At 71.4% G+C, this 25,072-nt stretch carries 23 protein-coding genes; 9 read left to right on the top strand and 14 right to left on the bottom strand.

Annotated features, from left to right (window positions below):
• Positions 1-81: 81 nt before the first annotated feature.
• A complete protein-coding gene (locus tag RFN52_RS23135; protein WP_184848643.1) occupies positions 82-1,605 on the bottom strand; it encodes a flotillin family protein in 1,524 nt (507 codons plus the stop codon).
• A 99-nt stretch (positions 1,606-1,704) separates the two neighbouring features.
• Complete coding sequence (locus tag RFN52_RS23130; RefSeq protein WP_184848641.1) at positions 1,705-2,202, bottom strand: NfeD C-terminal domain-containing protein; 498 nt, start codon at positions 2,200-2,202, stop codon at positions 1,705-1,707.
• Between the two features lie 271 nt (positions 2,203-2,473).
• On the opposite strand from RFN52_RS23130, the gene RFN52_RS23125 reads away from it, so the two are divergent.
• Positions 2,474-3,274, top strand: a complete 801-nt coding sequence (locus RFN52_RS23125; RefSeq protein WP_184848639.1) for a GNAT family N-acetyltransferase — start codon at positions 2,474-2,476, stop codon at positions 3,272-3,274.
• 69 nt (positions 3,275-3,343) lie between these two features.
• Here RFN52_RS23125 and RFN52_RS23120 read toward each other — a convergent pair whose 3' ends face one another.
• The 4 genes from RFN52_RS23120 to RFN52_RS23105 form a co-directional block, all read right to left on the bottom strand.
• Complete coding sequence (locus RFN52_RS23120) at positions 3,344-4,777, bottom strand: sensor histidine kinase (protein WP_184848637.1); 1,434 nt, start codon at positions 4,775-4,777, stop codon at positions 3,344-3,346.
• The gene (locus RFN52_RS23115; RefSeq protein ID WP_184848635.1) at positions 4,778-5,497 is read right to left on the bottom strand and encodes a response regulator transcription factor; all 720 of its coding nucleotides are present in this window, start codon (positions 5,495-5,497) and stop codon (positions 4,778-4,780) included. It abuts the gene before it with no gap.
• Positions 5,498-5,614: 117 nt separating this feature from the next.
• Positions 5,615-6,691: an LLM class flavin-dependent oxidoreductase gene (locus RFN52_RS23110; protein ID WP_184848633.1), complete on the bottom strand. Its 1,077-nt coding sequence runs from the start codon at positions 6,689-6,691 to the stop codon at positions 5,615-5,617.
• Positions 6,692-6,909: 218 nt separating this feature from the next.
• Positions 6,910-7,803 carry an NADP-dependent oxidoreductase gene (locus RFN52_RS23105; RefSeq protein WP_184848631.1) on the bottom strand — a complete coding sequence of 298 codons (894 nt, stop codon included), beginning with the start codon at positions 7,801-7,803 and terminating at the stop codon, positions 6,910-6,912.
• 125 nt (positions 7,804-7,928) lie between these two features.
• Between RFN52_RS23105 and RFN52_RS23100 the strand changes: the two genes are divergently transcribed.
• On the top strand, positions 7,929-8,336 hold the full coding sequence (locus RFN52_RS23100) for a winged helix-turn-helix transcriptional regulator (protein WP_184848629.1): 408 nt from the start codon (positions 7,929-7,931) through the stop codon (positions 8,334-8,336).
• A gap of 44 nt (positions 8,337-8,380) precedes the next feature.
• Positions 8,381-8,716 carry a YnfA family protein gene (locus RFN52_RS23095; RefSeq protein ID WP_184848627.1) on the top strand — a complete coding sequence of 112 codons (336 nt, stop codon included), beginning with the start codon at positions 8,381-8,383 and terminating at the stop codon, positions 8,714-8,716.
• A 17-nt stretch (positions 8,717-8,733) separates the two neighbouring features.
• Here RFN52_RS23095 and RFN52_RS23090 read toward each other — a convergent pair whose 3' ends face one another.
• A complete protein-coding gene (locus tag RFN52_RS23090; protein ID WP_184848625.1) occupies positions 8,734-9,168 on the bottom strand; it encodes an ester cyclase in 435 nt (144 codons plus the stop codon).
• 124 nt (positions 9,169-9,292) lie between these two features.
• Between RFN52_RS23090 and RFN52_RS23085 the strand changes: the two genes are divergently transcribed.
• Positions 9,293-10,069, top strand: coding sequence for an SDR family NAD(P)-dependent oxidoreductase (locus RFN52_RS23085; protein ID WP_184848623.1), 777 nt, complete (start codon positions 9,293-9,295; stop codon positions 10,067-10,069).
• Positions 10,070-10,080: 11 nt separating this feature from the next.
• On the opposite strand, the gene RFN52_RS23080 is transcribed toward RFN52_RS23085, so the two are convergent.
• Complete coding sequence (locus RFN52_RS23080) at positions 10,081-11,274, bottom strand: RtcB family protein (protein WP_184848621.1); 1,194 nt, start codon at positions 11,272-11,274, stop codon at positions 10,081-10,083.
• Between the two features lie 171 nt (positions 11,275-11,445).
• On the opposite strand from RFN52_RS23080, the gene RFN52_RS23075 reads away from it, so the two are divergent.
• The 3 genes from RFN52_RS23075 to RFN52_RS23065 all read left to right on the top strand — a co-directional run bounded on the left by RFN52_RS23075 (position 11,446) and on the right by RFN52_RS23065 (position 14,646).
• Positions 11,446-12,264, top strand: coding sequence for a DUF3558 domain-containing protein (locus tag RFN52_RS23075; RefSeq protein WP_184848619.1), 819 nt, complete (start codon positions 11,446-11,448; stop codon positions 12,262-12,264).
• Positions 12,265-12,383: 119 nt separating this feature from the next.
• Complete coding sequence (locus tag RFN52_RS23070) at positions 12,384-13,277, top strand: DUF3558 family protein (protein ID WP_184848617.1); 894 nt, start codon at positions 12,384-12,386, stop codon at positions 13,275-13,277.
• A 115-nt stretch (positions 13,278-13,392) separates the two neighbouring features.
• Positions 13,393-14,646, top strand: coding sequence for a DUF2637 domain-containing protein (locus RFN52_RS23065; protein ID WP_184848615.1), 1,254 nt, complete (start codon positions 13,393-13,395; stop codon positions 14,644-14,646).
• 63 nt (positions 14,647-14,709) lie between these two features.
• On the opposite strand, the gene lysS is transcribed toward RFN52_RS23065, so the two are convergent.
• Positions 14,710-16,455 (bottom strand): lysine--tRNA ligase, encoded by a 1,746-nt coding sequence (gene lysS / locus RFN52_RS23060; protein ID WP_184848614.1) that lies wholly within the window; start codon positions 16,453-16,455, stop codon positions 14,710-14,712.
• Positions 16,456-16,603: 148 nt separating this feature from the next.
• Between lysS and argS the strand changes: the two genes are divergently transcribed.
• Positions 16,604-18,367 carry an arginine--tRNA ligase gene (gene argS / locus RFN52_RS23055; RefSeq protein WP_184848612.1) on the top strand — a complete coding sequence of 588 codons (1,764 nt, stop codon included), beginning with the start codon at positions 16,604-16,606 and terminating at the stop codon, positions 18,365-18,367.
• 63 nt (positions 18,368-18,430) lie between these two features.
• On the opposite strand, the gene RFN52_RS23050 is transcribed toward argS, so the two are convergent.
• Positions 18,431-18,931 (bottom strand): DinB family protein, encoded by a 501-nt coding sequence (locus RFN52_RS23050; protein WP_184848610.1) that lies wholly within the window; start codon positions 18,929-18,931, stop codon positions 18,431-18,433.
• A 95-nt stretch (positions 18,932-19,026) separates the two neighbouring features.
• Between RFN52_RS23050 and RFN52_RS23045 the strand changes: the two genes are divergently transcribed.
• Positions 19,027-19,812 carry a DUF4253 domain-containing protein gene (locus RFN52_RS23045; protein WP_184848608.1) on the top strand — a complete coding sequence of 262 codons (786 nt, stop codon included), beginning with the start codon at positions 19,027-19,029 and terminating at the stop codon, positions 19,810-19,812.
• Here the strand turns inward: RFN52_RS23045 and RFN52_RS23040 are convergent.
• From RFN52_RS23040 to hemB, 4 genes are all read right to left on the bottom strand, one after another.
• The gene (locus RFN52_RS23040) at positions 19,778-21,010 is read right to left on the bottom strand and encodes an aminotransferase-like domain-containing protein (RefSeq protein ID WP_184848606.1); all 1,233 of its coding nucleotides are present in this window, start codon (positions 21,008-21,010) and stop codon (positions 19,778-19,780) included. The genes RFN52_RS23045 and RFN52_RS23040 overlap by 35 nt on opposite strands.
• 118 nt (positions 21,011-21,128) lie before the next feature.
• Positions 21,129-22,028 (bottom strand): SAM-dependent methyltransferase, encoded by a 900-nt coding sequence (locus tag RFN52_RS23035; protein WP_184848604.1) that lies wholly within the window; start codon positions 22,026-22,028, stop codon positions 21,129-21,131.
• A gap of 120 nt (positions 22,029-22,148) precedes the next feature.
• Positions 22,149-23,549 (bottom strand): helix-turn-helix domain-containing protein, encoded by a 1,401-nt coding sequence (locus tag RFN52_RS23030; protein ID WP_184848602.1) that lies wholly within the window; start codon positions 23,547-23,549, stop codon positions 22,149-22,151.
• 267 nt (positions 23,550-23,816) lie between these two features.
• On the bottom strand, positions 23,817-24,815 hold the full coding sequence (hemB, locus tag RFN52_RS23025; RefSeq protein ID WP_184848601.1) for a porphobilinogen synthase: 999 nt from the start codon (positions 24,813-24,815) through the stop codon (positions 23,817-23,819).
• Between the last annotated feature and the right edge of the window lie 257 nt (positions 24,816-25,072).

Below are 25,072 nucleotides of genomic sequence, written 5' to 3'. Positions count from 1 at the left end.
GGAACAGGGACCGGCACTGTTCAGGACCCGCCCACCGGCGAACGGTGAGCGGGCCCTCGCGGATGACCGGGTGACCGCCCGTCAGCCGGTGATCTCCACCTTGCCGTTGGGCGACGGCGACTGCTCGACCGTCGCCGGGGTGCGCTGTGTGATGCCCTTCAGCAGCTCGGCGAGGTCGACACCCGTCGTGGAGCCGAGCAGCTCCAACCCCTGGGCGACGTTGTCCGCGACGGCCCGCGGGATGCGGCCGGCGCCGTCGGTGGAGATGACCGTCATCTTGTCCACCGCGCTCAGCGGCTCGGACGCCTTGGCCACGACCTGCGGCAGCACCTCGACGAGCATCTGCAGGACGGCCGCGTCCCCGTACTGCCCGAACGCGTCCGCCTTCTGGCGCATCGCCTCGGCTTCGGCGGCGCCCTTCGCCCCGATCGCCGACGCCTCGGCCTCGCCTTCCAGCCGGACCGCCTCCGCGATCGCCGCGCGCCGGGCACGCTCGGCCTCACCCTGCTTCAGGCCCTCGACGGCCTCCGCCTCGGCCAGCGCGGAGCGGCGCTGCTTCTCGCCCTCACCGGTCAGCCGGGCCCGCTCGGCCTCCGCCTGCGCGGCCGCGATGCCGGCCGCCTTGTCCGCTTCGGCCTGCTTGACCCGGGCCACGCGCTTGGCTTCGGCCTCCTGTTCGGCGGCGTAGCGCTGGGCGTCGGCGGGCTTGCGGACCTGGGTGTCGAGCTGACGGTCGGTCAGTGCGGCCTGCCGCTCGGCGACCTTCTCCTGCTGGGTGAGGATCTCCTGCTGCCGGGCCGCCTCGGCCAGCGGTCCGGCTGCCGCCGCGCGGGCCGCTGCCTCGTCGGTCTCGGCCTTGATCTCGGCCTGCTTGAGGGCGAAGGTCCGCTGCGCGATCGCGATCTCCTCCTCCGCCTTCAGCCGGGCCTGCTCGGCGGCCCGCCGGGCGACGGCCTCGGCGATGTCGGCCTCCTGTTTGGCGCGAGCGGCCTCGGGCCGGCCGAGGTCCTCCAGGTAGGAGCCCTCGGTGGTGATGTCCTGGATCTGGAAGGCGTCCAGCACCAGCCCCTGCCCGGACAGGCTGGCCTCGGCCTCCTCCGCGACCTGCCCGGCGAACGCCGCCCGGTCGCGGATGACGTCCTCCACCGACATCCGCCCGACGATGGCCCGCAGCGCACCGGACAGCACTTCCTGGGTGAAGCCGACGATGCCGTCCTGCTGCATCAGGAACCGCTGTGCGGCGGCGCGGATGGAGTCCTCGGTGCCGCCGACCTTGACGATCGCGACACCGTCCAGATTGGCCTTCACGCCGCGCAGCGTGACAGCGCCGCGCACCGCGACCGGGATGTGCCGGGAGGACAGGTCGAGGGTGAACTTCTGCTGCACGAACGGCACGACGAAGACGCCGCCGCCGACCACGACCTTCTGCCCGCTGTTGTCGGTGAAGACCCGGCCGGTCTCCGGGTCGGTGGCCTTCTTGCCGCGCCGGCCGGTGACGATGAACGCCTCACTCGGACCCGCCACCTTGTAGCGGGTGACCACGACCAGCGCCAGCAGCACGAGGAGTACGACGACCCCCGCGACGGCGACGACGACAGGACTCATGACAGTGCCCCCGAATCACATACGAAAGAGAAGGAAGGAAGAACAGAGAGGGAGAACGAACAGCGGAGAACGAGCAGCAGAGGAAACAGGAGAGGGAGGTCAGCGGTCCACCGGGCGGACCACGACGGACGTGGCGGAGGGCACCGCCTCCACCCACACCTCGGCCCCCCGGGCCACCGGCCCCGCACTGCGGGCGGCGAACTTCGCCGTCTGCCCCGCGAGCAGGAGCAGCACCTCTCCGTAACCGCCCGCCGGAATGGCCGTGACCACCTTGCCCGACGTACCCACCAGGTCGTCACCGGTCGGTGTGGGAGCCGTCCGGTCATGCATCAGGACGCGGCTGAAGCGGTACGTCAGCCAGGCCGTTCCGAGGCCGCACACGGCCCCCGCCGTGGTGGCGACCGCGGGCCCGGCACCCCCCGCGCCGGTGGCGATGGCCCCGGCGAAGCCGGTCATCGACAGGAACCCCGCGACGACCGGAAGCGACAGCCAGCCGTCCAGGGCGCTGTCCAGCGCGCCGTCCAGCACCCCGTCGAAGAGCAGCGACAGGGCGAGCAACGCGACCCCCGTTATGCCCAGTCCCAGAAACCAGACCATGCGCGCCGTCCCCCTCCCGCCCGCCGCTGAACTCCGGCTTGAACGGAATCTTCACACATCAGGTGGGCCGTTTCATTGCCGCGTTCCGGCAATCTTTACGGGCTTTTTATGCCGGACTCCTACGCACACGCGCCGCCCGGCCCGTCCAGCGAGGGACGGGCTTCAGCCACGTACCGGCCACAAACGGCTTCCCGCGCCGGGCGGGAGGATGAGCCGGGCCCCGGACGGGCAGGACCGGTGCGGCAGCAGTCGGTGACCTGAGGGGGCCCTTGTGCGTGATCTCGCGGAGTCGGTCGAGTCGATGGAGCAACTCGCCACGGTCTGGCGGGCCATGGTGCTCGACCGGGACCCGCAGGCCGACGTGCGCGACCTGCCGGGCATCGCCGTACGGTGGGCCGACTGCCGGTTCGCCTTCTGGAACTGCTTGACCCTGACGGAGACCGGGGCGGACGCCGGGCTGCTGAAGCAGCGGCTGAACGAGGCCGCCGGGATCATGCGGTCGAAGTCCCACGCCGGGTTCCTGTGGGTCTTCGAGGATCTGCTCGACGACGGGGCGCGGGCCGCGCTCGGAGCGGCCGCCGAACAGGCGGGCCTGCGGTACGCCTTCCCCGGCACCGGCATGGCGGGCGACCTGCTGCCGGTCCCCGAGCCCGTCCACCCCGAACTGACCTTCGTGCGTGTGGACGACGACGACCTGCTGCGGGCGTACGCGGACCTCAACGCGCGCGCCTACGGCTTCCCCCTGGAGGACGGCCGGGACGGGCTCGCCGGGTCCTCGTTGTGGAAGAGCGGGGTGTTCGCGTACCTGGGACTGCGGGACGGGACCCCCGTGACCTGCGCCGCCACGGTCGAGGCGGAGGGGCGGCTCTTCGTCGTGCTCGTCGCCACCGATCCGGCCTGCGAACGGCGGGGCTACGGGGAGGCAGTGACCCGCAAGGCGCTGTACGAGGGAGCCCGGGCGACCGGCCTGACCCGGGCCACACTGCACGCGACCGCCGCGGGAGCGCCGGTGTACCCGCGGATCGGGTTCCGTCCCAACTCCCCGTTGCGGTTCTACGCCCTCGGGGACTGACGGATCGGCTCGCGGCGGCGGTGGCGGTGCCGGCCCGGCTGCCCGGCTGCCCGGCTGCCTGCCGGCTCCTCACCCCACGTCGTTCGCCGCGGGCCGCCCGCCCACCGTGAACCCGGTGACCGTCCCGCCCCCGTCCCGCCGGAGCGCGAACGGCGCTCCCCCGTGGGCGAGGGCCACCTCGCGGACGATGGACAGGCCCAGGCCGGAACCCGGCAGGGAGCGGGCGTCGGCGGCCCGGTAGAAGCGGTCGAAGACGCGGGTGAGGTCACTGTCGGCGATGCCGGGGCCGCGGTCGAGGACCTCGACCCGGACCGTGCCGGGGCGGGCGGGCCCCGAGACGACGATCTCGATGGGGGCCCGGCCGCCCTGGTCGAACTTCACCGCGTTCTCGACGAGGTTGGACAGCGCCCGGGTCAGCATCCCCGGCCGCCCGTCGGTCGTGGTGTCGCCGCTCGCGCGCAGCAGGATCTCGCGGCCGCTGCGGCGCCGGGCCACCCCCGCCACCTCCTCGGCGATGTCCGCGACGTCCACCCGCCGCGGCGGCTCGGTGTCGGACTGCCCGGCCGCGAGATCCACCAGTTCGTTGACCAGGTCGGTCAGCTCCCGGGCCTCCTGGCCCAGGTCGGCGACCAGTTCGTCGCGGGTTTCCGGCGGGAGTTCGTCGATCCGGCGCAGCAGGGAGATGTTCGTGCGCAGCGAGGTGAGCGGCGTGCGCAGCTCGTGGCCGGCGTCCTGGACCAGGCGGCGCTGGTCCTCCTCGGACTGGGCGAGCCGGCCCAGCATGCGGTCGAAGGCCCGGCCGAGGCGGCCCACCTCGTCGTGTCCGGCCACCGGCACCTGGATGCCCAGGCGGCGGGTGCGGGCGACGTCCTCGGCGGCGTCGGTCAGCACGACCAGGCGGCGCGTGATCCGCCGGGCCAGCCACCAGCCGAACAGCCCGGCGCCGACCACCACGGCGGCCACCAGCAGCAGCGTCCGCTGCTGGAGCACCCGCAGCAGGTCCTCGACGTCGCTGAACTCCTGGGCGACCTGCACCGCACCCCGGCCGCCGCCGAGGGAGACGGTGGCGACGCGGTAGACGTCGTCGCCCACGTCGACGTCCTTGTGCTCGGCCACCTCCCCGGACGAGGCCGCGGCGGCGATCCGCGCGTCGGTGCCGGTGACCGGCAGCCCCGGACTGCCCCGGTCGACGACGTGCCCGTCCGGGCCGAGCACCTGCACGTCGGTGCGGGCGGGCCGTACGAGGTCGTGGCCGGGCGCGGCGGACGAGAAGTCGCCGGGCGTCATGTGGTTCTGCCGCACCTCGTCGCGCAGATCCTGCACGACCTCGTCGAACACCGTCTGCTGGTCCACCCGCACCAGCCGCGCGGCGGCGCTGTACGACAGGATGCCGACCAGGATCGTCACGGCCGCCGTCACCGCCGCGAACGACACCGCGAACGTGGTGCGCAGCGAGACCAGCTTCGGCCGCCGCCCGGCCAGCAGGCGGCCCAGGCGGCCCACTCAGTCCTCCCGCAGCACGTAACCCACGCCGCGGACCGTGTGGATCAGCTGCGGCGCGTCCGGCTCGTCGAGCTTGCGGCGCAGGTAGCCGACGTAGACGGCGAGGTTCTTCGAGCCGGGCCCGAAGTCGTAGCCCCAGATGCGGTCGTAGATCGTCGAGTGGTCGAGGACGATGCCCGCGTTGCGCACCAGCAGTTCCAGCAGCTCGAACTCGGTGCGGGTCAGCTCCAGCTCGCGCACGCCGCGCCAGGCCCGGCGCGCCTGCGGGTCCATGCGGATGCCGGCGGCGTCGATGAACCGCTCCGGGAGCGGCCTGGGCGCCTCGGCCGCCGGTGCGCTCCCGGCGCCCACCGGGCTGGTGCGGCGCAGCAGGGCACGCAGCCGGGCGAAGACCTCCTCCACGTCGAAGGGCTTCACCACGTAGTCGTCGGCGCCCGCGTCCAGGCCGGCGATCCGGTCGGCGGTCTCCACGAGGGCCGTCAGCATCAGCACGGGCGTCCGGTCGCCCTCGGCGCGCAGCACCCGGCAGACCTGGAGCCCGTCGATGCCGGGCATCATGACGTCGAGGACGAGCACGTCCGGACGGTTGCGGTGGGCCTGCGCCAGCGCCTCGACCCCGTCTGCGACCGCCATGACCTGGTAGCCCTCCAGGGTCAGGGCCCGCTCCAGGGCATTGCGGATGGCGCGGTCGTCTTCGGCGAGCAGCACTGTTTGGGGCACGCGTCCAGTGTGCCAAGCCCGGGGGTTCCCGGAACCGTATGCGCTGCGCGGGAGCGTCCTTCTTACTGCCCTCTCACCAGGGGTCGGGCAACCGTGGAGCCGGGCCCTACCGTCCCCTCACCCTCGGTCCCGGGCGAGCCGGGCCGCGTGCGTCGGGGCGTCCGGGACGTCCGCCGGACGGTCCACCGCGAACTCCTTGCGCAGCACCGGCACGACCTCCTCGCCCAGCAGGTCGATCTGCTCCAGGACGGTCTTCAGCGGCAGCCCCGCGTGGTCGATCAGGAACAGCTGGCGCTGGTAGTCGCCGGCGTATGCGCGGAAGGCCAGCGTCTTCTCGACGACCTGCTGCGGGGAGCCGACGGTCAGCGGCGTCTGGTCCGTGAAGTCCTCCAGCGACGGCCCGTTCCCGTACACCGGCGCGACGTCGAAGTAGGGCCGGAACTCACGCACGGCGTCCTGGGAGTTCTTCCGCATGAAGACGTGCCCGCCGAGCCCGACGATCGCCTGCTCGGGCGTGCCGTGGCCGTAGTGGGCGTACCGCGTCCGGTACAGCTCGACCATGCGCTTGGTGTGGTCGGCCGGCCAGAAGATGTTGTTGTGGAAGAAGCCGTCGCCGTAGTACGCGGCCTGCTCGGCGATCTCCGGGGAGCGGATCGAGCCGTGCCAGACGAAGGGCGGTACGCCGTCCAGCGGGCGGGGCGTGGCGGTGAAGCCCTGCAGGGGCGTGCGGAACGTGCCCTCCCAGTCGACGACGTCCTCGCGCCACAGGCGGTGGAGCAGGGCGTAGTTCTCGACGGCGAGGTTGATGCCCTGCCGGATGTCCTGCCCGAACCAGGGGTAGACCGGGCCGGTGTTCCCGCGGCCCAGCATCAGGTCGACCCGGCCGTCGGCCAGGTGCTGGAGCATCGCGAAGTCCTCGGCGATCTTCACCGGGTCGTTGGTGGTGATCAGGGTCGTGGCCGTGGAGAGGATCAGCCGCTCGGTGCGGGCCGCGACGTAGCCGAGCATCGTGGTCGGGGACGAGGGCACGAACGGCGGGTTGTGGTGCTCGCCGGTCGCGAAGACGTCGAGCCCCACCTCCTCGGCCTTCAGCGCGATGGCGACCATGGCCTTGATCCGCTCGCGCTCCGTGGGCGTCCGGCCGGTCGTGGGGTCGGGCGTGACGTCGCCGACGCTGAAGATCCCGAACTGCATGGTCGCTCACCCTCCAGGTTGTTTACGCTTCAACCATACCGGGGGAACGGTGGGCCCCGTGGGGCTATTCCCCTCCTCCCGCTCGGGGCGCAGGTGGTGGATGCACGATCGGCGCCGGGCGCAGGTCGCGCATCCACCGCGATGACCACCCACCGACAGGACACGAGCACCAGATGACCGCGCGCCCTCCGGCACGAGCACCAGCCGCCCGCCCACCGTCAGGGCACGAGCACCAGCCGCCCCCGCACGCTCCCCTCGCCCAGCCGGGCGTGCGCCTTCGCCGCATCCTCCAGGGCGTACGTCTCGGCCACCCGCGTCGTCAGCACCCCCTCGTCCAGCAGCCGCACCAACTCCGCCAGCCGGGCCCCGTCGGCGCTCACCTCGACCGCACCGGTCTCCACACCCCGCACGGAGGCGGGCTCGGCGTGCGGGATGACGCCGATGTACCGGCCCCCGTCCCGCACCCACGCCAGGGCCGGCTCGCCGAGGACGGCGGCGTCCAGCACCGCGTCGAACTCCCGGTCCGCGACCGCGTCGCTCGTGACATGCCGGGCACCCAGGGACCGTACGAAGTCCTCGTCCCCCTCCCGCGCCAGCCCGGTCACCGCCATCCCCCGCTGCGCGGCCAGCCGGACCGCGTAGCCGCCGACCGCCCCGGCCGCGCCCGTCACCAGCAGCGACGACCGGCCCGGCGCCGGCTCCAGCCGGTCCAGGGCCTGCGCGGCGGTCAGCGCGTTCAGCGGCAGGGTCGCCGCGTGAACGGCGTCCACCGTGGCGGGCGCCGGGGCCACCGCGTCCGCGTCCACGACGACGTACTCGGCATGCGTGCCCAGCGGCTTGACCGCACCGTAGTGGAGCGCCACCACCTCGTCCCCGACGCTCCACGCACCGGCCGCACCCACCGCGTCCACCGTCCCCGCGACGTCCCAGCCGAGCCCGATCCGCTCCCCCGCACCCCCGAAGACACCGGCCCGCACTCCCGCGTCCACCGGATTCAGCGAGGCCGCCGCGACCTTGATCCGCACCTGACGCGCACCCGGCCGAGGCACCTCGGTCTCCACGACCTCCACGGCCTCCGGCCCACCGAACGAGTTCACCACTACAGCACGCACAGCAAAGCTCCCTGGATCGTCGGTATCCGGGACGTCCTCCCGGCCACTGCGCACAACCCTAGGAAGAGTTACTATCCATTGGTAAGTAGTTACCCACGAGTGCGTACGTACCCCGGAGGTGAGCCATGGCCACCATGACGGCGGCCCAGCGGCGCGAGCAGGCCCGCATCGAGTACGACGCGTTCCTGAAGGGCTGCCCCACCAACCAGCTCCTGGACCGCATCAGCGACAAGTGGGTCAGCCTCGTCGTGTCCGCGCTCGCCCCGGGCCCCCTGCGCTACAGCGACCTCGGCCGCAAGATCGCCGGCGTCAGCCCCAAGATGCTCACCCAGACCCTGCGCTCACTGGAGCGCGACGGCCTCCTCACCCGCACCGTCACCCCGTCCGTCCCGGTCCGTGTCGACTACGAACTCACGCCCCTGGGCCACAATCTGGCCCTGTTGCTGACCGCCGTGAAGGACTGGGCGGAGAACCACTTCGACGAGGTCAAGGACGCCCGCGAGCGCTACGACGCCGAGACCGCCGACGCCTGACGCCGACAGCACAAGGCCGTGCCGGGCATGCGAAGCTGACCGCCATGTCCGTCCTGCGCTCCGCCGTTCTCTTCGCCCTCGCCGCCTTCCTCGAAATCGGCGGCGCCTGGCTCGTCTGGCAGGGCGTACGCGAACACAAGGGCTGGCTCTGGGCGGCCGGTGGCGTCCTCGCGCTCGGCGCCTACGGCTTCGTCGCGACGTTCCAGCCCGACGCCCACTTCGGCCGCGTCCTCGCCGCGTACGGCGGGATCTTCGTCGCCGGTTCGATCCTGTGGGGCGTGGTCGCGGACGGCTACCGCCCCGACCGCTGGGACATCACGGGCGCGCTGGTCTGCCTCGCGGGCATGGCGGTCATCATGTACGCCCCGCGGGGAAACTGACCGGCCCCCAGGGAGCCTCAGAACGGCTCGTCGGGCAGCAGCCCCAGCTGCCCGAGGAAGTCCATCTCGTCGAAGTACAGCCGGTAGTCGACGATCCGCCCGTCCTTCACCGTGGCGATGTCCACCCCGCGGATCCGGATCTCCTTCTGCGTCGGCGGCAGCGTCTCGCCGTTGGGCAGCTCCAGCGGCCCGGTGTTGCGGCCGTGGTAGATCCCCTCGTCGATGGCCGTGTCACCGGCCTCATAGGAGTGCAGCACCTCGAACGTCGCGCCGGGAACCGCCTCCGTCATCGTCCGCCAGTACTCGACGATGGTGTCGCGCCCGCGCAGCTCGCCCTCGTCGGGCGTGAAGGCGACCGCGTCCTCGGCGTAGAGCTCGCCGACGACCTTCAGATCCGTGTGTGTGGTGACCGCGTCCGTGAGCCGGTCCATGACCTCACGTGCCTCGCCCATGATCGCCTCCGGGAGAACAGGGGACCCCCCAGCCCCATTCTCCCACCGCGGGGCCCGCCTATCCTGGCCGCGAGCCCGGCGCGCACGCCGGGCCGCCGCACGCCCGAGGACCCGAGGAGCACCCATGGCCACCGCAGCCCCGCCCGCAGCCTCCCGCATCGCCGTCGTCACGGGTGCGAGCAGCGGAATCGGTGCCGCCACGGCCCGGCAGCTCGCCGCGGCTGGCTACCGTGTCGTCCTCACCGCGCGCCGCAAGGACCGCATCGAGGCTCTGGCCGAGGAGATCACCAAGGCCGGCCACCAGGCCACGGCGTACGCCCTCGACGTCACCGACCGCGCCGCCGTCGACGAGTTCGCCACGGCGTTCAAGACGATCGGCGTGCTGGTCAACAACGCGGGCGGCGCGCTCGGAGCCGACCCGGTCGCGACCGGCGACCCGGCCGACTGGCGCCAGATGTACGAGACGAACGTCATCGGCACCCTCAACCTCACCCAGGCCCTGCTGCCCAAGCTGATCGCGAGCGGCGACGGCACGGTCGTGGTCGTCTCCTCCACCGCCGGCCACGGCACCTACGAGGGCGGCGGGGGCTACGTCGCCGCCAAGCACGGCGCCCACGTCCTCGCCGAGACCCTTCGCCTGGAGATCGTCGGCCAGCCGGTCCGCGTCATCGAGATCGCCCCCGGCATGGTCAAGACGGACGAGTTCGCCCTGACCCGCTTCGGCGGCGACGAGGCCAAGGCGGCCAAGGTCTACCAGGGCGTAGCCGAGCCCCTCACGGCCGACGACGTGGCCGAGACGATCACCTGGGCGGTCACCCGCCCCGCCCACGTCAACGTCGACCTCCTGGTCCTGCGCCCCCGAGCCCAGGCGTCGAACACCAAGGTGCACCGGGAGGCGTAGGACCGGGCTGGTCAGCCCTTCACGCAGACGACCTGCTTGAGCTTCGCCACGACCTCGACCAGGTCCCGCTGCTGGTCGATGACCTGCTCGATCGGCTTGTACGCGCCGGGGATCTCGTCGACGACACCGGAGTCCTTGCGGCACTCCACACCCTGGGTCTGCTGCTCCAGGTCCTTCGTGGTGAACCGGCGCTTGGCCGCGTTGCGGCTCATGCGCCGGCCCGCGCCGTGCGAGGCCGAGTTGAAGGACTTGGCGTTGCCGAGGCCCTTCACGATGTACGAACCCGTGCCCATGGAGCCCGGGATGATCCCGAACTCGCCGGAGCCGGCCCGGATCGCTCCCTTGCGGGTCACGAGCAGGTCCATCCCGTCGTAGCGCTCCTCGGCCACGTAGTTGTGGTGCGCGCTGATCTCCGGCTCGAAGGTGGGCTTGGCCTTCTTGAACTCCTTGCGGACCACGTCCTTCAGGAGCGCCATCATGATCGAGCGGTTGTGCTTCGCGTACTCCTGCGCCCAGAACAGGTCGTTGCGGTAGGCCGCCATCTGCGGGGTGTCCGCGACGAACACGGCCAGGTCGCGGTCGACCAGACCCTGGTTGTGCGGGAGCTTCTGGGCCACGCCGATGTGGTGCTCGGCCAGTTCCTTGCCGATGTTCCGGGAACCGGAGTGCAGCATCAGCCAGACGGAACCGGTCGTGTCCGTGCAAACCTCGACAAAATGGTTTCCTCCGCCGAGCGTCCCCATCTGCTTCGTGGCACGTTCCTGACGGAACTTGACCGCTTCGGCGACTCCGTCGAACCGCCCCCAGAACCCGTCCCACCCCGCCGTGGCCAGCCCATGGAACCGCCCCGGGTCCACGGGATCGTCATGCATCCCCCGGCCCACCGGAATCACCTGCTCGATCTTCGACCGCAGCCGGGACAGGTCGCCGGGCAGGTCGTTCGCCGTCAGGGACGTCCGCACCGCCGACATTCCGCAGCCGATGTCGACACCCACCGCCGCCGGGCACACCGCACCCCGCATCGCGATGACCGAGCCGACCGTCGCGCCCTTGCCGTAGTGCACGTCGGGCATGACGGCCAGGCCCTTGATCCAGGGCAGGGTCGCCACGTTCCGCAGCTGCTGGAGCGCGCCCTCCTCGACCGAAGCCGGGTCGGTCCACATCCGGATCGGAACCTTCGCACCCGGTATCTCTACATACGACATAACGCCCTCAATCCCCCGTAAACGAATAGAAGCCTTCAACAGCAAATACCGGAGCCAAGGTCGACGAAAGGGAAATCGGACCGGCGTCCACGGCAGTGCGTGCGATACACATTGTGTTCATCGCCCGCCGTGCGGCGGCAAGCCAATATCCGTGTCGAGAGGAGCCACCACGTGCAACGAAAGGCGTGCGCACCCGGTATCGCCATGCTCCTCGCGGCGGTACTGGCCGGCTGTACCGGCGGCTCGGCCGACGACGGCCCGACGGACGGCTCCAACGTCGATGACACGGGCACGGCATCGCCCGCCGCCGAGCCCGGCCGCTACCGCACCCTGCCCGACCCCTGCGTCGAGGTCGGCGAGAGCACACTCGACGAACTCCTCCCCGGCATCCGGCAGATCAGTGACGAGAAGCAGCGCGAGACGGCCTACGAGGGCGAGCCGACGACCACGTTCGACACCGACCGCAAGGTCGGCTGCCGCTGGAAGGTGGACTCCGCCGCGGCCACCGACCATCTGCTGATCGACTTCGAGCGGGTCGTCTCCTACGACAACGCCGTCAGCGACGACAGTCAGGCCGAGCAGCTCTTCGCCGAGCAGGAGGCGTCGGCCCACCTGCCGGTCCCGACGGCCACCGAGACGGCGGCCTCCGGCAGCGCCCCGGCGAGCGGTTCGGCCTCGCCCCCGTCCGGCTCCCCTTCCCCGTCCGGCTCCTCCTCGCCCTCGGCGGCACCCTCGGTGACGCCGACCGAGCTGCAGCCCCGGGTACTGGAGGATCTCGGCGACGAGGCGTTCCTCGACGACGGGCTGAGCAGTTCCGGTTCGACGGCCAAGCAGCGCACGGTGACTGTGGCGTTCCGCACGTCCAACGTCATCGTGACCATCGAGTACGCGGAGCAGCCGACGACCGTCGGCGTCGTGCCGGACAGCAAGGAAATGCAGGACAGGGCGCAGAAACTCGCCTCCCAGCTGGCCGATTCGCTGAGCGACTGAGGCCCCTTCACGGCCCCTTCACCCCTGCCCGCAAAGCACGCGAAGGAAGAACACACGGTTGCCTCACCGCGTACGGTGACCACTCGGACCCGTTCCGACCGCAGGGAACCACGAGCGTCATGAGTGAAGGAACCATGCAGCGACACGCACAGCGAGAAGAGCGAACCCAGCGAGCGAAGCGCCTCAACCGCGTCCTTGTCTGCGCGGCCGCCGTCCCCGTGATGCTGGTCGCCGCCGGCTGCTCCTCGGACTCCGGCTCCGGCGACAGCACGGACAAGGAGGCGAAGGCCGCGGCGTCGGCATCGGCGAAACCCTCGCCGACGGTGCAGGCGGCGGCGTACGGCAAGCTGCCGGAGCCGTGCAAGGTGCTCTCGAAGAAGACGCTGGAGGACCTCGTCCCGAAGGGCAAGTCCGGCAAGGAGGGCAAGTCGGACGACATCTCGACCCGCGGCAGCTGCTCCTGGAACAGCCTCGACAACAACGGCGTGAAGGGTTCGCAGTTCCGCTGGCTGAACGTGTCGATGCTGCGCTTCGAGTCGGACGTCACGCGTGGCCCGGCGGACGAGCTGGCCCAGGAGCACTTCGAGAAGCAGGTCCAGGAGGCCCAGGCCGTCGAGGGCGCCAAGAGCGTCAAGACGGAGCCGGTGGCCGGCACGGGCGACCAGGCGACCGCCGTGCACTACGACCTGAAGAAGAAGGAAGGCACCTTCAAGCAGCAGACGGTCGTGGCGCGCGTCGAGAACGTCGTGGTCACGCTGGACTACTACGGCGCGGGTCTGGCCGGCGACAAGACGCCCAGCGGCAAGGACATGCTGAAGGACGCGCAGAAGGCCGCCAAGGAGGCGGTGGGCGCGGTGTCCGAGGCGAACGGCGAGGGCGGCGGCAAGTCGGGCGGCTCCCCGTCCGCGTCGGCGTCGAAGCCGGCGTCGAAGGCTCCTTCCCAGGGCGCGTCGGACAAGCCCTCGAAGGGCGCCTCGGCTTCGCCGTCCAAGAAGCCCGCGTCGAAGAGCTGAACAGTCCCGACGGGAACCGGCCACCCGTCCTCCGCACATGTGTGCCACCCTGTTGCGCGCAACAACAGGCAAGGGGAGGGGAGTACGGGTGGCCGCGCCACTGCAACTGACTCGGATGCACCGCATCCTCATCGGCGTGGTCGTGGCCGGTGCCGTGATCATCGCCGGCATCGGCTTCGCCGGTTCGTACGCGGCGGTCCGCGAGTTGGCCCTGAAGAAGGGCTTCGGGAACTTCTCCTACGTCTTCCCGATCGGCATCGACGCGGGCATCTGTGTCCTGCTGGCCCTGGATCTGCTGCTCACCTGGATCAGGATCCCGTTCCCCCTCCTGCGTCAGACGGCGTGGCTGCTGACGGCGGCGACGATCGCCTTCAACGGCGCGGCCGCGTGGCCGGATCCGCTCGGTGTGGGCATGCACGGGGTGATTCCGATCCTGTTCGTGGTCTCGGTCGAGGCGGCCCGGCACGCGATCGGCCGTATCGCCGACATCACGGCCGACAAGCACATGGAGGGCGTCCGCCTCACCCGGTGGCTCCTCTCCCCCGGCCCCACGTTCCTCCTCTGGCGCCGCATGAAGCTCTGGGAGCTGCGCTCCTACGACCAGGTCATCAAGCTGGAGCAGGAACGTCTCGTCTACCAGGCGCGACTGCGCTCCCGCTTCGGGCGGGCGTGGCGCAGGAAGGCTCCGGTGGAGTCCCTGATGCCGCTGCGGCTGGCGCGCTACGGGGTGCCGCTGGCGGAGACGGCTCCGGCAGGGCTGGCGGCGGCGGGCATCGAGCCGGCACTGATACCCCCGCCCCCGCCGCAGGCCGACCTGGCCACGGGTCATCGTGCCGTCGGGCCGGCGCCCGACCCGCAGAGGGCGGCACCTCCCGGCGGGCAGCGCCCTCAGCTGGAGAGCAACCACGACGCCGAGTACCCGGAACCGGAACCCGAACCGGAACAGAGCCCCTGGTTCAACACCCCCCGCGAGGTCGAGTACCAGGGCGGCTACAACCCCGACTACGACCCTGCCGAGCACTACGCCCAGTGGATCGCCGAACAGCAGGAGGCCGAGCAGTACCAGCCCGAGTACGACCGGGCACCCTCCCCGGAGGACACCGGCAGTTTCCCCATCCCGGTGGGCCCGAACCGCACCCGTGAACTGGGTGACGGCGGCGGCACCCCGCCGGCCCCCGAGCCGGACGAGGAGGCGTACTACCAGGTGTTCCGCCAGTCGATAGACGGCAGCTACCCCACACCCCGCGCCCTCGGCGACAACATCCAGGCCACCTACGGCACGACGCTGAGCCCCGGGGAACTGAAGTCCCTCGCGGAACGCTTCCAGAAGCGCCACACGGCGGAACTGGAAGAGGACCACATCGCGTAGGACGCCATAAGACGCCATAAGAGAAGGGGCCCTCGTTCACGAGGGCCCCTTCTCCGTCACCGCCTACGCACCGAGCAGGTGCCGAACCCGCTCCTGCCCCACCGCCAGCAGCAGCGTGGGCAGGCGCGGGCCGGTGTCACGGCCCACCAGCAGGTGGTACAGCAGCGCGAAGAACGACCGCTGGGCGGTCTTGATCTCCGGCGGCAGCTCCTTGGGCGTGGCGTCGGCGGAGAAGCCGGCCTGCACCTTCGGCACGCCGTAGACGAGGTGGGTGAGACCGTCGAGCGACCAGTGGCCGGCCAGCCCGTCGAGCAGCAGCCGCAGCGACTCGCGGCCCTGCTCGTCGAGCGACTTCAGCAGCTCGGCGTCCGGCTCGTCGCGCACGACGGTGCGCTGGTCGGCGGGGACGTGCGTGTTGATCCAGGCCTCGGCCCTGTCGTAGCGCGGGCGGGCCTCGTCGAGCGAGGTCAGCGGCTGGTCCGGGTCGAGCTCGCTGAGGATGCGCAGCGCCTGGTCCTCGTGCCCGGCGGTGATGTCCGCGACGGACGCCAGCGTCCGGTACGGCAGCGGCCGGGGCGTGCGCCGCAGCTCACCGGCGGCCGTGCCCACCGCGCGCGCGTGCGCGGCCACGTCGGCCGGCAGGGCGCTGCCGTCGGCGACCTTGGCGTCCAGCTTGTCCCACTCGTCGTAGAGCCGCTGGATCTCCTGGTCGAAGGCGATCTTGAAGGACTGGTTGGGCCGACGGCGGGCGTACAGCCAGCGCAGCAGCTGCGGTTCCATGATCTTCAGGGCGTCCGCCGGGGTCGGCACGCCACCGCGCGAGGACGACATCTTCGCCATCCCGCTGATGCCCACGAAGGCGTACATCGGCCCGATGGGCTGCTTGCCGCCGAAGATGCCGACGATCTGCCCGCCGACCTGGAACGACGAGCCGGGAGAGGAGTGATCGACACCGCTCGGCTCGAACACGACGCCCTCGTACGCCCACCGCATCGGCCAGTCGACCTTCCAGACCAGCTTGCCGCGGTTGAACTCGTTCAGCCGGACCGTCTCGGAGAAGCCGCACGCGGTGCAGGCGTACGTCAGCTCGGTGGAGTCGTCGTCGTAGGAGGTGACGGTGGTGAGGTCCTTCTCGCAGTTGCCGCAGTACGGCTTGTACGGGAAGTAGCCGGCGGCGGTGGAGCTGCCGTCGTCCTCACCGGCCGCGCCGGAGCCCTCGGCGGCCTCCAGCTCGGCCTCGTCGACCGGCTTCTGCCCCTGCTGCTTCTTGGCCGGGGCCTTCTTCGTGCGGTACTGGTCGAGGATCGCGTCGATGTCGCCGCGGTGCTTGATGGCGTGCAGGATCTGCTCGCGGTACACGCCGGAGGTGTACTGCTCGGTCTGGCTGATCCCGTCGAACTCCACGCCCAGCTCGGCCAGCGACTCGATCATCGCTACCTTGAAGTGCTCGGCCCAGTTCGGGTGCGAGGAACCCTTCGGCGCCGGGACGGACGTCAGGGGCTTGCCGATGTGCTCGGCCCACGACTCGTCGACGCCCGCGATCCCGGCCGGGACCTTGCGGTACCGGTCGTAGTCGTCCCAGGAGATCAGGTGGCGCACCTGGTGGCCCCGGCGACGGATCTCGTCGGCGACGAGGTGCGGGGTCATGACCTCGCGCAGGTTCCCGAGGTGGATGGGGCCGGACGGGGAGAGCCCGGACGCGACGACGACGGGTTTGCCCGGGGCCCGGCGCTCCGACTCCTCGATGACCTCATCCGCGAAACGGGAGACCCAGTCGGTGGTCTCGGTGCTCTGAGCCACGATCGGCACGTCCTTCTTTCTGCATCGGGCAGCCGGTACGGTCGCACGGCTGACCGCACCATTGTCCCAGACCATGTTGCGCCCGGGAAAACGGCTTTACCCCCATGGGATACTGGCCGTGTCCATCGAATCCCCCAGGAGAACGGCACCCTCGCCCATGGCCTCGGTCACGTCCCTCAGCGACTCCGTCCACCAGCGCCTCGCGGCGGCCCTGTCGGCAGCTCTGCCGCAGGCCGGCTCCGCGGAACCGCTGCTGCGACGAAGCGACCGGGCCGACTTCCAGGCCAACGGGATCCTGGCCCTCGCCAAGAAGGAGAAGGCGAACCCGCGGGAGCTGGCGACCCAGGTCGTCTCCCGGGTCGAGTCGGGCGAGGTGATCAAGGACATCGAGGTCTCCGGCCCCGGCTTCCTGAACATCACGATCACCGACCGCGCGATCGTCGAGACCCTCGCCGCGCGCTACGCCGACGACACCGGCCGCCTCGGCGTGCCGCAGGCGCAGCAGCCGGGCACCACGGTCATCGACTACGCCCAGCCGAACGTGGCGAAGGAGATGCACGTCGGACACCTGCGCTCCGCGGTGATCGGCGACTCGGTCATGCGGCTGCTGGAGTTCACCGGCGAGCACGTGGTCCGGCGTCACCACATCGGCGACTGGGGCACCCAGTTCGGCATGCTCATCCAGTACCTGGAGGAGCACCCGCACGAGCTGGACCACAAGGCCGACGAGATCTCCGGCGAGGAGGCGATGTCGAACCTCGACCGCCTCTACAAGGCCGCCCGCAAGCTCTTCGACGCCGACGAGGAGTTCAAGACCCGGGCCCGGCGCCGGGTGGTGGACCTCCAGGCGGGCGACCCGCAGACCCTCGCCATGTGGCAGAAGTTCGTCGACGAGTCGAAGATCTACTTCTTCTCCGTCTTCGAGAAGCTGGACATGGAGATCCGCGACGAGGACATCGTCGGCGAGTCGGGTTACAACGACATGCTCGCCGAGACGTGCCGCCTCCTGGAGGAGTCGGGCGTGGCGGTCCGCTCCGAGGGCGCCCTCTGCGTCTTCTTCGACGACATCAAGGGCCCGGACGGCAACCCGGTCCCGCTGATCGTGCAGAAGTCGGACGGCGGCTACGGCTACGCGGCGACGGACCTCTCCGCGATCCGCGACCGTGTCTTCAACCTCAAGGCGAACAACATCATCTACGTGGTGGACGCCCGCCAGTCGCTCCACTTCAAGATGGTCTTCGAGACGGCCCGGAAGGCGGGCTGGCTGGGCGACGACGTGAAGGCCTACCAGCTGGCCTTCGGCACGGTCCTCGGCAAGGACGGCAAGCCGTTCAAGACCCGTGAGGGCGAGACGGTCCGCCTGGTCGACCTGCTCGACGAGGCGATCGACCGTGCCTCGGCGGTCGTCCGGGAGAAGGCCCAGGACCTCTCCGAGGAGGAGATCGCCGAGCGCGGCACCCAGGTGGGCGTGGGCGCGGTGAAGTACGCCGACCTGTCGACGTCGGCGAACCGCGACTACAAGTTCGACCTGGACCAGATGGTCTCGCTCAACGGCGACACCTCCGTCTACCTCCAGTACGCCTACGCCCGTATCCAGTCGATCCTGCGCAAGGCCGGCGCCTCCCGCCCGGTCGCGCACCCCGAGCTGGAGCTGCACGAGGCGGAGCGCGCGCTGGGCCTGCACGCGGACGCCTTCGCGGCGACGGTGGCGGAGGCGGCGACGGAGTACGCCCCGCACAAGCTGGCGGCGTACCTGTACCAGCTGGCTTCTCTGTACACGACGTTCTACGACAAGTGCCCGGTCCTCAAGGCCGAGACGCCCGAGCAGATCGAGAACCGCCTGTTCCTGTGCGACGTCACGGCCCGCACGCTGCATCAGGGCATGGCGCTGCTGGGCATCCGGACGCCCGAGCGGCTCTGACGCCGGGTTCTCCCGCGACCGCATCGAGGGCGGCACTCCCCCGGGGGGTGCCGCCCTCGGGCGTCAGCGCTGTGCCGTGGTGTTCGCGCCGTCCAGGGTCTCCCGGAGGAAGTCCGCGTGCCCGGCGTGCTGGGCGGTCTCCCTGATCAGATGCAGCAGGATCCGGCGGGCGGACCAGAACTCGGGCTCCGGCGGGGACCAGGGCGTCTTCGGCAACGGCACGCCGACGTCCAGGTCCGGCAGCGCGGCCACCGCCTCTTCGGTGGCCCGGGCGGCCGACGCGTACCGCTCCAGCAGCGCGGGAAGCGTGTCGCCCTCGGCCATGCGGTACTGCGCCGTGTCGAGCATGCCCTCGGGCAGTTCACCGTCGCGCTCGGACATGATCCGAGCCCACATCTCCTCCCCCGTGGCGAGGTGCTTCACGATGCCGCCGAGCGTCAGCTCGCTCACCGTCGTACGCCGCCCGGCCTGCGCGTCGGTGAGTCCGCGCACGGTGATCAGCAGCAGCGCACGCTGCTCCGCGAACGCGGCGAGCAGGTCCGTCTTCTCGGAGGAAGTCGTCATGTCCCAACCGTAGGAAGGAAGTAGGTCAGTTGCTGTCCGCTACGGCGATCGTCGGCCGGGTCGGATTGTCAGTGCCCGGCTCTACAGTCACCACCATGGCGACTCTTCCCAACCCCCTGCCGAAGCTGGCGGCAGACCCGAGCGGCGGCTCGCTCGGCCTCCGACTCCCCGCCGGGGCGCTCCTCGACACCACCGACGAGGGCTCCTGGCACGAGCCGTTGCTGTGGTGCGCCGGTGAACGGGCCGTCCCGGGCGGCTGGACGGCTCTGGAGCCGGCCCGTCGTGCGGGCCTCCTGCCGGTCGTCCTGGAGACGGGCGACGGCCATGGCGGTCCGGACCACTGGGAGTTGATGCCGGGCGAGATGTCCTACCCCGGGGACCACGATGCCGAGGAGGTCCTGGCGGAGTACTGGGAAGAGCACGCCGCGCCGGGCGAAGCCCGGCCCGGCCCGGCCGATGCCGCCCCCGGCGCCCAGGACCCGGACACCGTGGCCGCCGACGCCGTGGACGCCCTGCTCGGCGACGGCGGCCCCCTCAAGGACCCCCGCCTCGCCCTCGTCCCGGCCCGCCGCAGCGCGGACATTCCGACGGCGATCGGCTGGACGGGCCCGGCGAACCACGAGGCCGACACGGCCCGACTCAGCGCCGTGCTCCGCTCCTGGGAGGACCGCTTCGGCATACGGGTCGCCGCCCTCGGCTTCGATCACCTGCTGGTGTCCGTTGCCGCCCCGCCCACCGCCCGGGCCGCCGCGCAGGCCGTAGCCGCCGAGCACCTCGCCTTCTGCCCGGACAACCTCCGGCAAAGCGCCCACCCGACCCTCCGCACCTACGCCGAGCACCAGGTCCTCAACCGGCGGACGTGGCACTTCTGGTGGGACTGAGCCCCTCCCCCAGCCTGCGCAGCCCTTCCCCGATCTCCTCGGGCGTCTGCGTCACGAAGCACAGCCGCAGGGTGGTCCGGTCGGGCGTGCCCGCGTAGAAGGGGGCGCCGGGGACGTAGGCCACGTTCTCCCGGACCACCCGCGGCAGCAGGGCCGTGGTGTCGTACGGCTGCGGGAGGCACGCCCAGAGGAACATGCCGCCCTCGGGCCGGTTCCAGACCGACCCCGTGGGCAGCGCCGCGGCGAGCCCGGAGAGCATCGCGTCGCGGCGTTCGCGGTACACGCCGGCGACGCGGGCGACATGGGCGTCCAGGTCGTTGTCGGCGAGGTAGCGGGCCGCGGCGAGCTGGTTGACGGTCGGGGTGTGCAGGTCGGCGGCCTGCTTGGCGACCGTGCAGGCGCGCCGCAGCTCCCCGGGTGCCCGCAGCCAGCCCAGCCGCAGCCCGGGCGCCATGACCTTGGAGAAGCTGCCGAGCAGCACCGTCCGGTCCTCGGCGCCCGGGTGGGCGGCGATCCACGGCAGGCGTTCACCCTCGTAGCGCAGCTCACCGTAGGGGTCGTCCTCGACGATCCACAGTCCGTGCCGGGCGGCGACGGCGGCCACGGCGGCGCGTCGCCCGGCGGGCAGGGTCCGGCCGGTGGGGTTCTGGAAGGTGGGCACGGTGTAGAGCAGCTTGGGCCGCTCGCGCACGACGAGTTCCTCCAGTGCCCCGGGGTCGACTCCGTGCTCGTCACCGGGCACGGCCAGCACCCGCGCCCCGGCGAAGCCGAAGGCCTGAAGTGCCGCCAGGTAGCAGGGGTTCTCGACGAGGACGGTGTCCCCGGGTTCGACGAGTGCGGTGGCCAGCAGGGAGAGGGCCTGCTGGCTGCCGGTGGTGACGAGCAGGTCGTCGGGCCCGGTCGGCAGGCCGCGCGCGGTGGTGCGGGCGGCGAGCGCGTCCCGCAGCGCGGGTTCGCCCTCGGTCGTGGAGTACTGCAGCGCCCGCGCGGGCGCCTCGGCGAGCACCGCCTCGTACGCGGCGGCGATGCCCTTGGCGTCGAACAGCTCCGGTGCCGGGAGCCCGCCCGCGAAGTTGATCACCTCGGGGCGGGCGGTGACGGCGAGGATGTCGCGTACGGGCGAGCCGCCGACGGCCCGGGCCCGTGCGGCGAGCGGTGGCACGGAAGAGCGGGTGGGCGGGGGCTCGGCAACGGTCATGACACGGCTCCTTCGGCTGCGGTGACGCCTGGTGCCCGCAGCCTAGGGAGATACGTGCCGTCTACAAGCAGGTTTCCGGGATCCGGACGCCCCGCCGGTCAGACGGCGGGGCCGTGGCTCACGCCTTGGCGCCGATCGCCGCGTACACGTTGATGTCCGCGTCCGTGACGTCGTTGATGTCGCGGTAGCGCACCTTCTCGATCTCCTCCAGTCCGGCGAGGAAGGACTCCTCCGGCTGCTCGGGGACGGGGGCGCCATGGTCGGGCCGCCAGCGGTGCGCGGGGACGACCCCCGGTTCGGTGATCTCCAGCCCGCTCTCCGTGAAGAACCGCTCGACGTCGGCCCGGGAGCGCAGCACGAAGGTGAAACCGCGCTCGGTGTACGTCCGCTGGACCGCGCGGATGTTCTCGGGGTTGAGGTCCTCGGTGAGATGGCTCAGCACCAGCCGACTGCCGGCGGGCAGTTCGTCGAGCAGCCCGCTCACCAGCGGGTACGCCTCCTCGTCCGCGACGAAGTGCAGGATCGCGACCAGGCAGAGCGCTACCGGCCGGTCGAAGTCGAGGGTGGTGGCGGCCTGTTCGAGGATGCGGGCCGGGTCCCGCAGATCGGCGTCGATGTAGTCCGTGCGGCCCTCGGGACCGCTGGTCAGCAGGGCGCGCGCGTGCGCGAGCACCACCGGGTCGTTGTCGACGTACACGACCCGCGACTCGGGCGCGACGCGCTGCGCGATCTGGTGCACGTTCTCGGCGGTGGGCAGCCCGGTCCCGATGTCGAGGAACTGCCGGATGCCGTCCTGCGCCACGAGTGCGGTCACCCCGCGCCGGAGGAAGTCGCGGTTGTGCCGTACGTCGAGGTACCCGCGCGGGTTGGCGGCCAGCGCGGCGGCGGCCGCGTTCCGGTCGGCGGGGTAGTGGTCCTTGCCGCCGAGGAAGACGTCGTAGACCCGGGCCGGGTGCGCCTTGCTGCTGTCGATCCTCCTCTGCAGCTCGGCGGGATCCTGGCTGAGGGCACCGGACATCGACGTCTCCCTGAAAGTAGGTGGTTCAATCGACAACCACTACGACGGTCAACAACCTAACGGCTCAACCGATTTGATGGTGCCCGTGCGGCACGACGCCCACGGAGTACGCCCCCGGGACTACTCCGTCGTCCCCTCCTCGACCCACTTCTCGCCGCCCAGCGGAAACTCGTACGCCGGGCGCCCGTTGTTGCCGCTCGTACGGAAGGGCCGGCCGTGGTCGTCCACGGCCAGCGTGCCCGACCGGTCGCCGCTGGACCAGCGCAGCTCCAGGTACCACCTGACGTCGTACGCGGAGGCGTCGGCGCGGATGTAGTAGACCTCCGGGTCGGACTCGCTCACCTTGAACGGGAAGTTCGCGTGCCCCGCCTCGGGCACGACACCGGGGCGCGCGGCGTCGAGGGCGACCGTGAAGAACCGGGTCGGCACGCCACCGCCGCAGCCGACGCCCGGGTACCCCATGGCGTAGTCGTTCCAGGCGAGCGGCGCCCGCTTCCCGGCCATACGGACCGTCAGCCCCTTGACGACCACGGTCTGCTGCCCCTTGCCCTGCACGGTCAGCTTCAGGAACTGCTCCCCCGACGGCACGGCCCCCGTCGCCGCCACCCAGCCGGGCGCGTCCTGCTCCGGCGGCGGCGGCCCGACCCGCCCCGGCGGCAGATCGATCAGGTAGCGCTGGGAGCACGGGCTCTCCCAGGCGTGCGGTTCCGTGTCCACGGTGAGAGGAGCGGAGGCGGGGGCGGTGTCACGGCCGGGGCGGTCATCGCGGCCGGCGCCGGAACCGGTGCCCGTGCCGCTGCCGCTGCCGCTGCCGCTGCCGGGGGAGGCTGAGGAGGGAGTCGCGGAGACGGCCCCCTCGCCCCTGACCTTCCTGTCCTCGTCTTTCCCCTTCGTCTTGTCGCCGCCCGGGGAGGAGGAACCGGCCGAGGGCGACACGGAGGCCGCCGGGCCCGTCCCCTCCTGGCCGCCACCACCGCCGGACACGGCCACCGCACCGCGCCGTCCCTCGTCGCCCGTCCCGCCCGAGGGAACGGCCACGGCGAGACCGACCCCGCCGAGGACCACGGCGGCGGCGACACCGGCGAGCAGGGCACGACGGGGGCGCCGCCGCACGGGTCCCTCAAGGGAGGCCGCCTCTGAAGAGGCCACCTCCGGAGAGGCCACCTCCGGAGAGGCCACCTCCGGGCAGGTCGCTTCTGGACTCACCTCTGGAATCACTTCTGGATTCACTTCTGGAGAAGTCGCCTCCGAGGAGCCGATCCCCTTCCGCACCCGCCCGGCATCCGCCAGCACCCACCGCCGGTGCAGCTCGACGAGTTCCCCCGGTGACGCCTTGCAGAGCCGGGCGAACCGCTCCACCGGCGCGTAATCGGTCGGCACGGCATCCCCGTTGCAGTACCGGTGCAGCGTGGACGTACTCATGTGAAGCCTCTTGGCGAGCACGCCGTAGCTCAGCCCCGAGCGCTCCTTCAACTCCCCCAACAGCGCGGCGAAATCAGCCGCTGCCGTGCCTCCCGACACCGTTCCTCCATGCCCCGTGTCCCGTTCCCCCGTTCCAGGGAATGACTTTCCTCCCTGGTCAGAGCATGTGCGGGCATGTCAACGTCCCGGGTCGTCCGCAGGGTCCGGCGGGCGGGACGGATCACCGCACAAGCTCTGGTCATCCAAACACGCGGCTCCCGGCCCACCGGCAGCGCGACCCACCCGGGCCTGCTTCCCCACCACCTTTGTCCGAAAGGAAACGCAGACACGGGCAAGCACCACGCCCCCAAGGAGAAAACCCGAGACCTACTGATCCTTGAGCTTCAGGGCCACTTCGGTGGCCCAGTAGGTGAGGATGTTGCGCGCACCCGCACGGCGGATGCCGGTCAGGGCCTCCATGATCGCCCGGTCCCGGTCGATCCAGCCCTTCTCGGCGGCGGCCTCGATCATCGAGTACTCGCCGGAGATCTGATAGGCGGCGACGGGCACGTCCACGGCGTCCGCGACCCGGGCGAGGATGTCCAGGTAGGGCCCGGCCGGCTTGACCATCACCATGTCGGCGCCCTCCTCCAGGTCGAGGGCGAGCTCCCGCAGCGACTCACGCACATTCGCGGGATCCTGCTGGTACGTCTTCCGGTCCCCCTGCAGGGACGAGCCGACGGCCTCCCGGAAGGGCCCGTAGAAGGCCGAGGCGTACTTCGCGGTGTAGGCGAGGATGGCGACGTCCTCCCGCCCGATCTGGTCGAGGGCGTCACGGACGACCCCGATCTGCCCGTCCATCATCCCGCTGGGTCCGACGACGTGGGCTCCGGCGTCGGCCTGCACCTGGGCCATCTCGGCGTACCGCTCCAGGGTCGCGTCGTTGTCGACCTGGCCCTGCTCGTCGAGGACGCCGCAGTGCCCGTGGTCGGTGGTCTCGTCGAGGCACAGGTCGGACATGACGAGCAGGTCGTCGCCGACCTCGGCCCGCACGTCCCGCAGGGCGACCTGGAGGATGCCGTCCGGGTCGGTCCCCGGCGTCCCGAGCCCGTCCTTCTTCGACTCCTCCGGCACGCCGAACAGCATGATCCCGGAGATCCCCGCCGCGACCGCCTCCGCGGCGGCCTTCTTCAGACTGTCCCGGGTGTGCTGCACGACCCCCGGCATGGCGGCGATCGGCACGGGCTCACCGATGCCCTCCCGCACGAAGGCCGGAAGAATGAGATCGGCAGGGTGCAGCCGGGTCTCGGCGACCATCCGACGCATCACGGGGTTGGTCCGCAACCGCCGCGGCCGAGTACCGGGAAATGATCCGTACGTCGTCATGCCCCTACGCTACGCCCGCCCCAAACCCCCCGATACCGACGCCCTGTCGGCCACCGTCCCCCTAGCTGCGGGCATGCGTGCCGCAAGGGGCGGCACGGGTGGGCGCAGCGGCACCCCGCTCCGCCGGGCTGCGACACGCCCCGCCCCCAGCCCCCACGCCGAGCACCTCGCTGCCCACCGCCCCGCAATGCGCCCGACACCACCCAGGTCCATCCTGAAACAACAAGGACCCCGACGGCCCCCACACCGCCGCCGTC

Source organism: Streptomyces collinus (assembly GCF_031348265.1).
GTDB classification, from domain to species: domain Bacteria; phylum Actinomycetota; class Actinomycetes; order Streptomycetales; family Streptomycetaceae; genus Streptomyces; species Streptomyces collinus.
The sequence above is the reverse complement of the archived record's forward strand: the minus strand, read 5'-3'. Positions and strand labels throughout refer to the sequence as shown.

Excerpts from the sequence above, each read along its gene's own strand:
- hemB (WP_184848601.1), bottom strand. The coding sequence starts at position 24,815 with ATGACGACGTACGGATCATTTCCCGGTACTCGGCCGCGGCGGTTGCGG.
- argS (WP_184848612.1), top strand. The coding sequence starts at position 16,604 with ATGGCCTCGGTCACGTCCCTCAGCGACTCCGTCCACCAGCGCCTCGCG.
- RFN52_RS23100 (WP_184848629.1), top strand. The coding sequence starts at position 7,929 with ATGGCCACCATGACGGCGGCCCAGCGGCGCGAGCAGGCCCGCATCGAG.
- RFN52_RS23065 (WP_184848615.1), top strand. The coding sequence starts at position 13,393 with ATGCACCGCATCCTCATCGGCGTGGTCGTGGCCGGTGCCGTGATCATC.
- RFN52_RS23085 (WP_184848623.1), top strand. The coding sequence starts at position 9,293 with ATGGCCACCGCAGCCCCGCCCGCAGCCTCCCGCATCGCCGTCGTCACG.
- RFN52_RS23130 (WP_184848641.1), bottom strand. The coding sequence starts at position 2,202 with ATGGTCTGGTTTCTGGGACTGGGCATAACGGGGGTCGCGTTGCTCGCC.
- RFN52_RS23090 (WP_184848625.1), bottom strand. The coding sequence starts at position 9,168 with ATGGGCGAGGCACGTGAGGTCATGGACCGGCTCACGGACGCGGTCACC.
- RFN52_RS23050 (WP_184848610.1), bottom strand. The coding sequence starts at position 18,931 with ATGACGACTTCCTCCGAGAAGACGGACCTGCTCGCCGCGTTCGCGGAG.
- RFN52_RS23080 (WP_184848621.1), bottom strand. The coding sequence starts at position 11,274 with ATGTCGTATGTAGAGATACCGGGTGCGAAGGTTCCGATCCGGATGTGG.
- RFN52_RS23070 (WP_184848617.1), top strand. The coding sequence starts at position 12,384 with ATGAGTGAAGGAACCATGCAGCGACACGCACAGCGAGAAGAGCGAACC.
- RFN52_RS23045 (WP_184848608.1), top strand. The coding sequence starts at position 19,027 with ATGGCGACTCTTCCCAACCCCCTGCCGAAGCTGGCGGCAGACCCGAGC.
- RFN52_RS23040 (WP_184848606.1), bottom strand. The coding sequence starts at position 21,010 with ATGACCGTTGCCGAGCCCCCGCCCACCCGCTCTTCCGTGCCACCGCTC.
- RFN52_RS23095 (WP_184848627.1), top strand. The coding sequence starts at position 8,381 with ATGTCCGTCCTGCGCTCCGCCGTTCTCTTCGCCCTCGCCGCCTTCCTC.
- RFN52_RS23035 (WP_184848604.1), bottom strand. The coding sequence starts at position 22,028 with ATGTCCGGTGCCCTCAGCCAGGATCCCGCCGAGCTGCAGAGGAGGATC.
- RFN52_RS23135 (WP_184848643.1), bottom strand. The coding sequence starts at position 1,605 with ATGAGTCCTGTCGTCGTCGCCGTCGCGGGGGTCGTCGTACTCCTCGTG.
- RFN52_RS23110 (WP_184848633.1), bottom strand. The coding sequence starts at position 6,691 with ATGCAGTTCGGGATCTTCAGCGTCGGCGACGTCACGCCCGACCCCACG.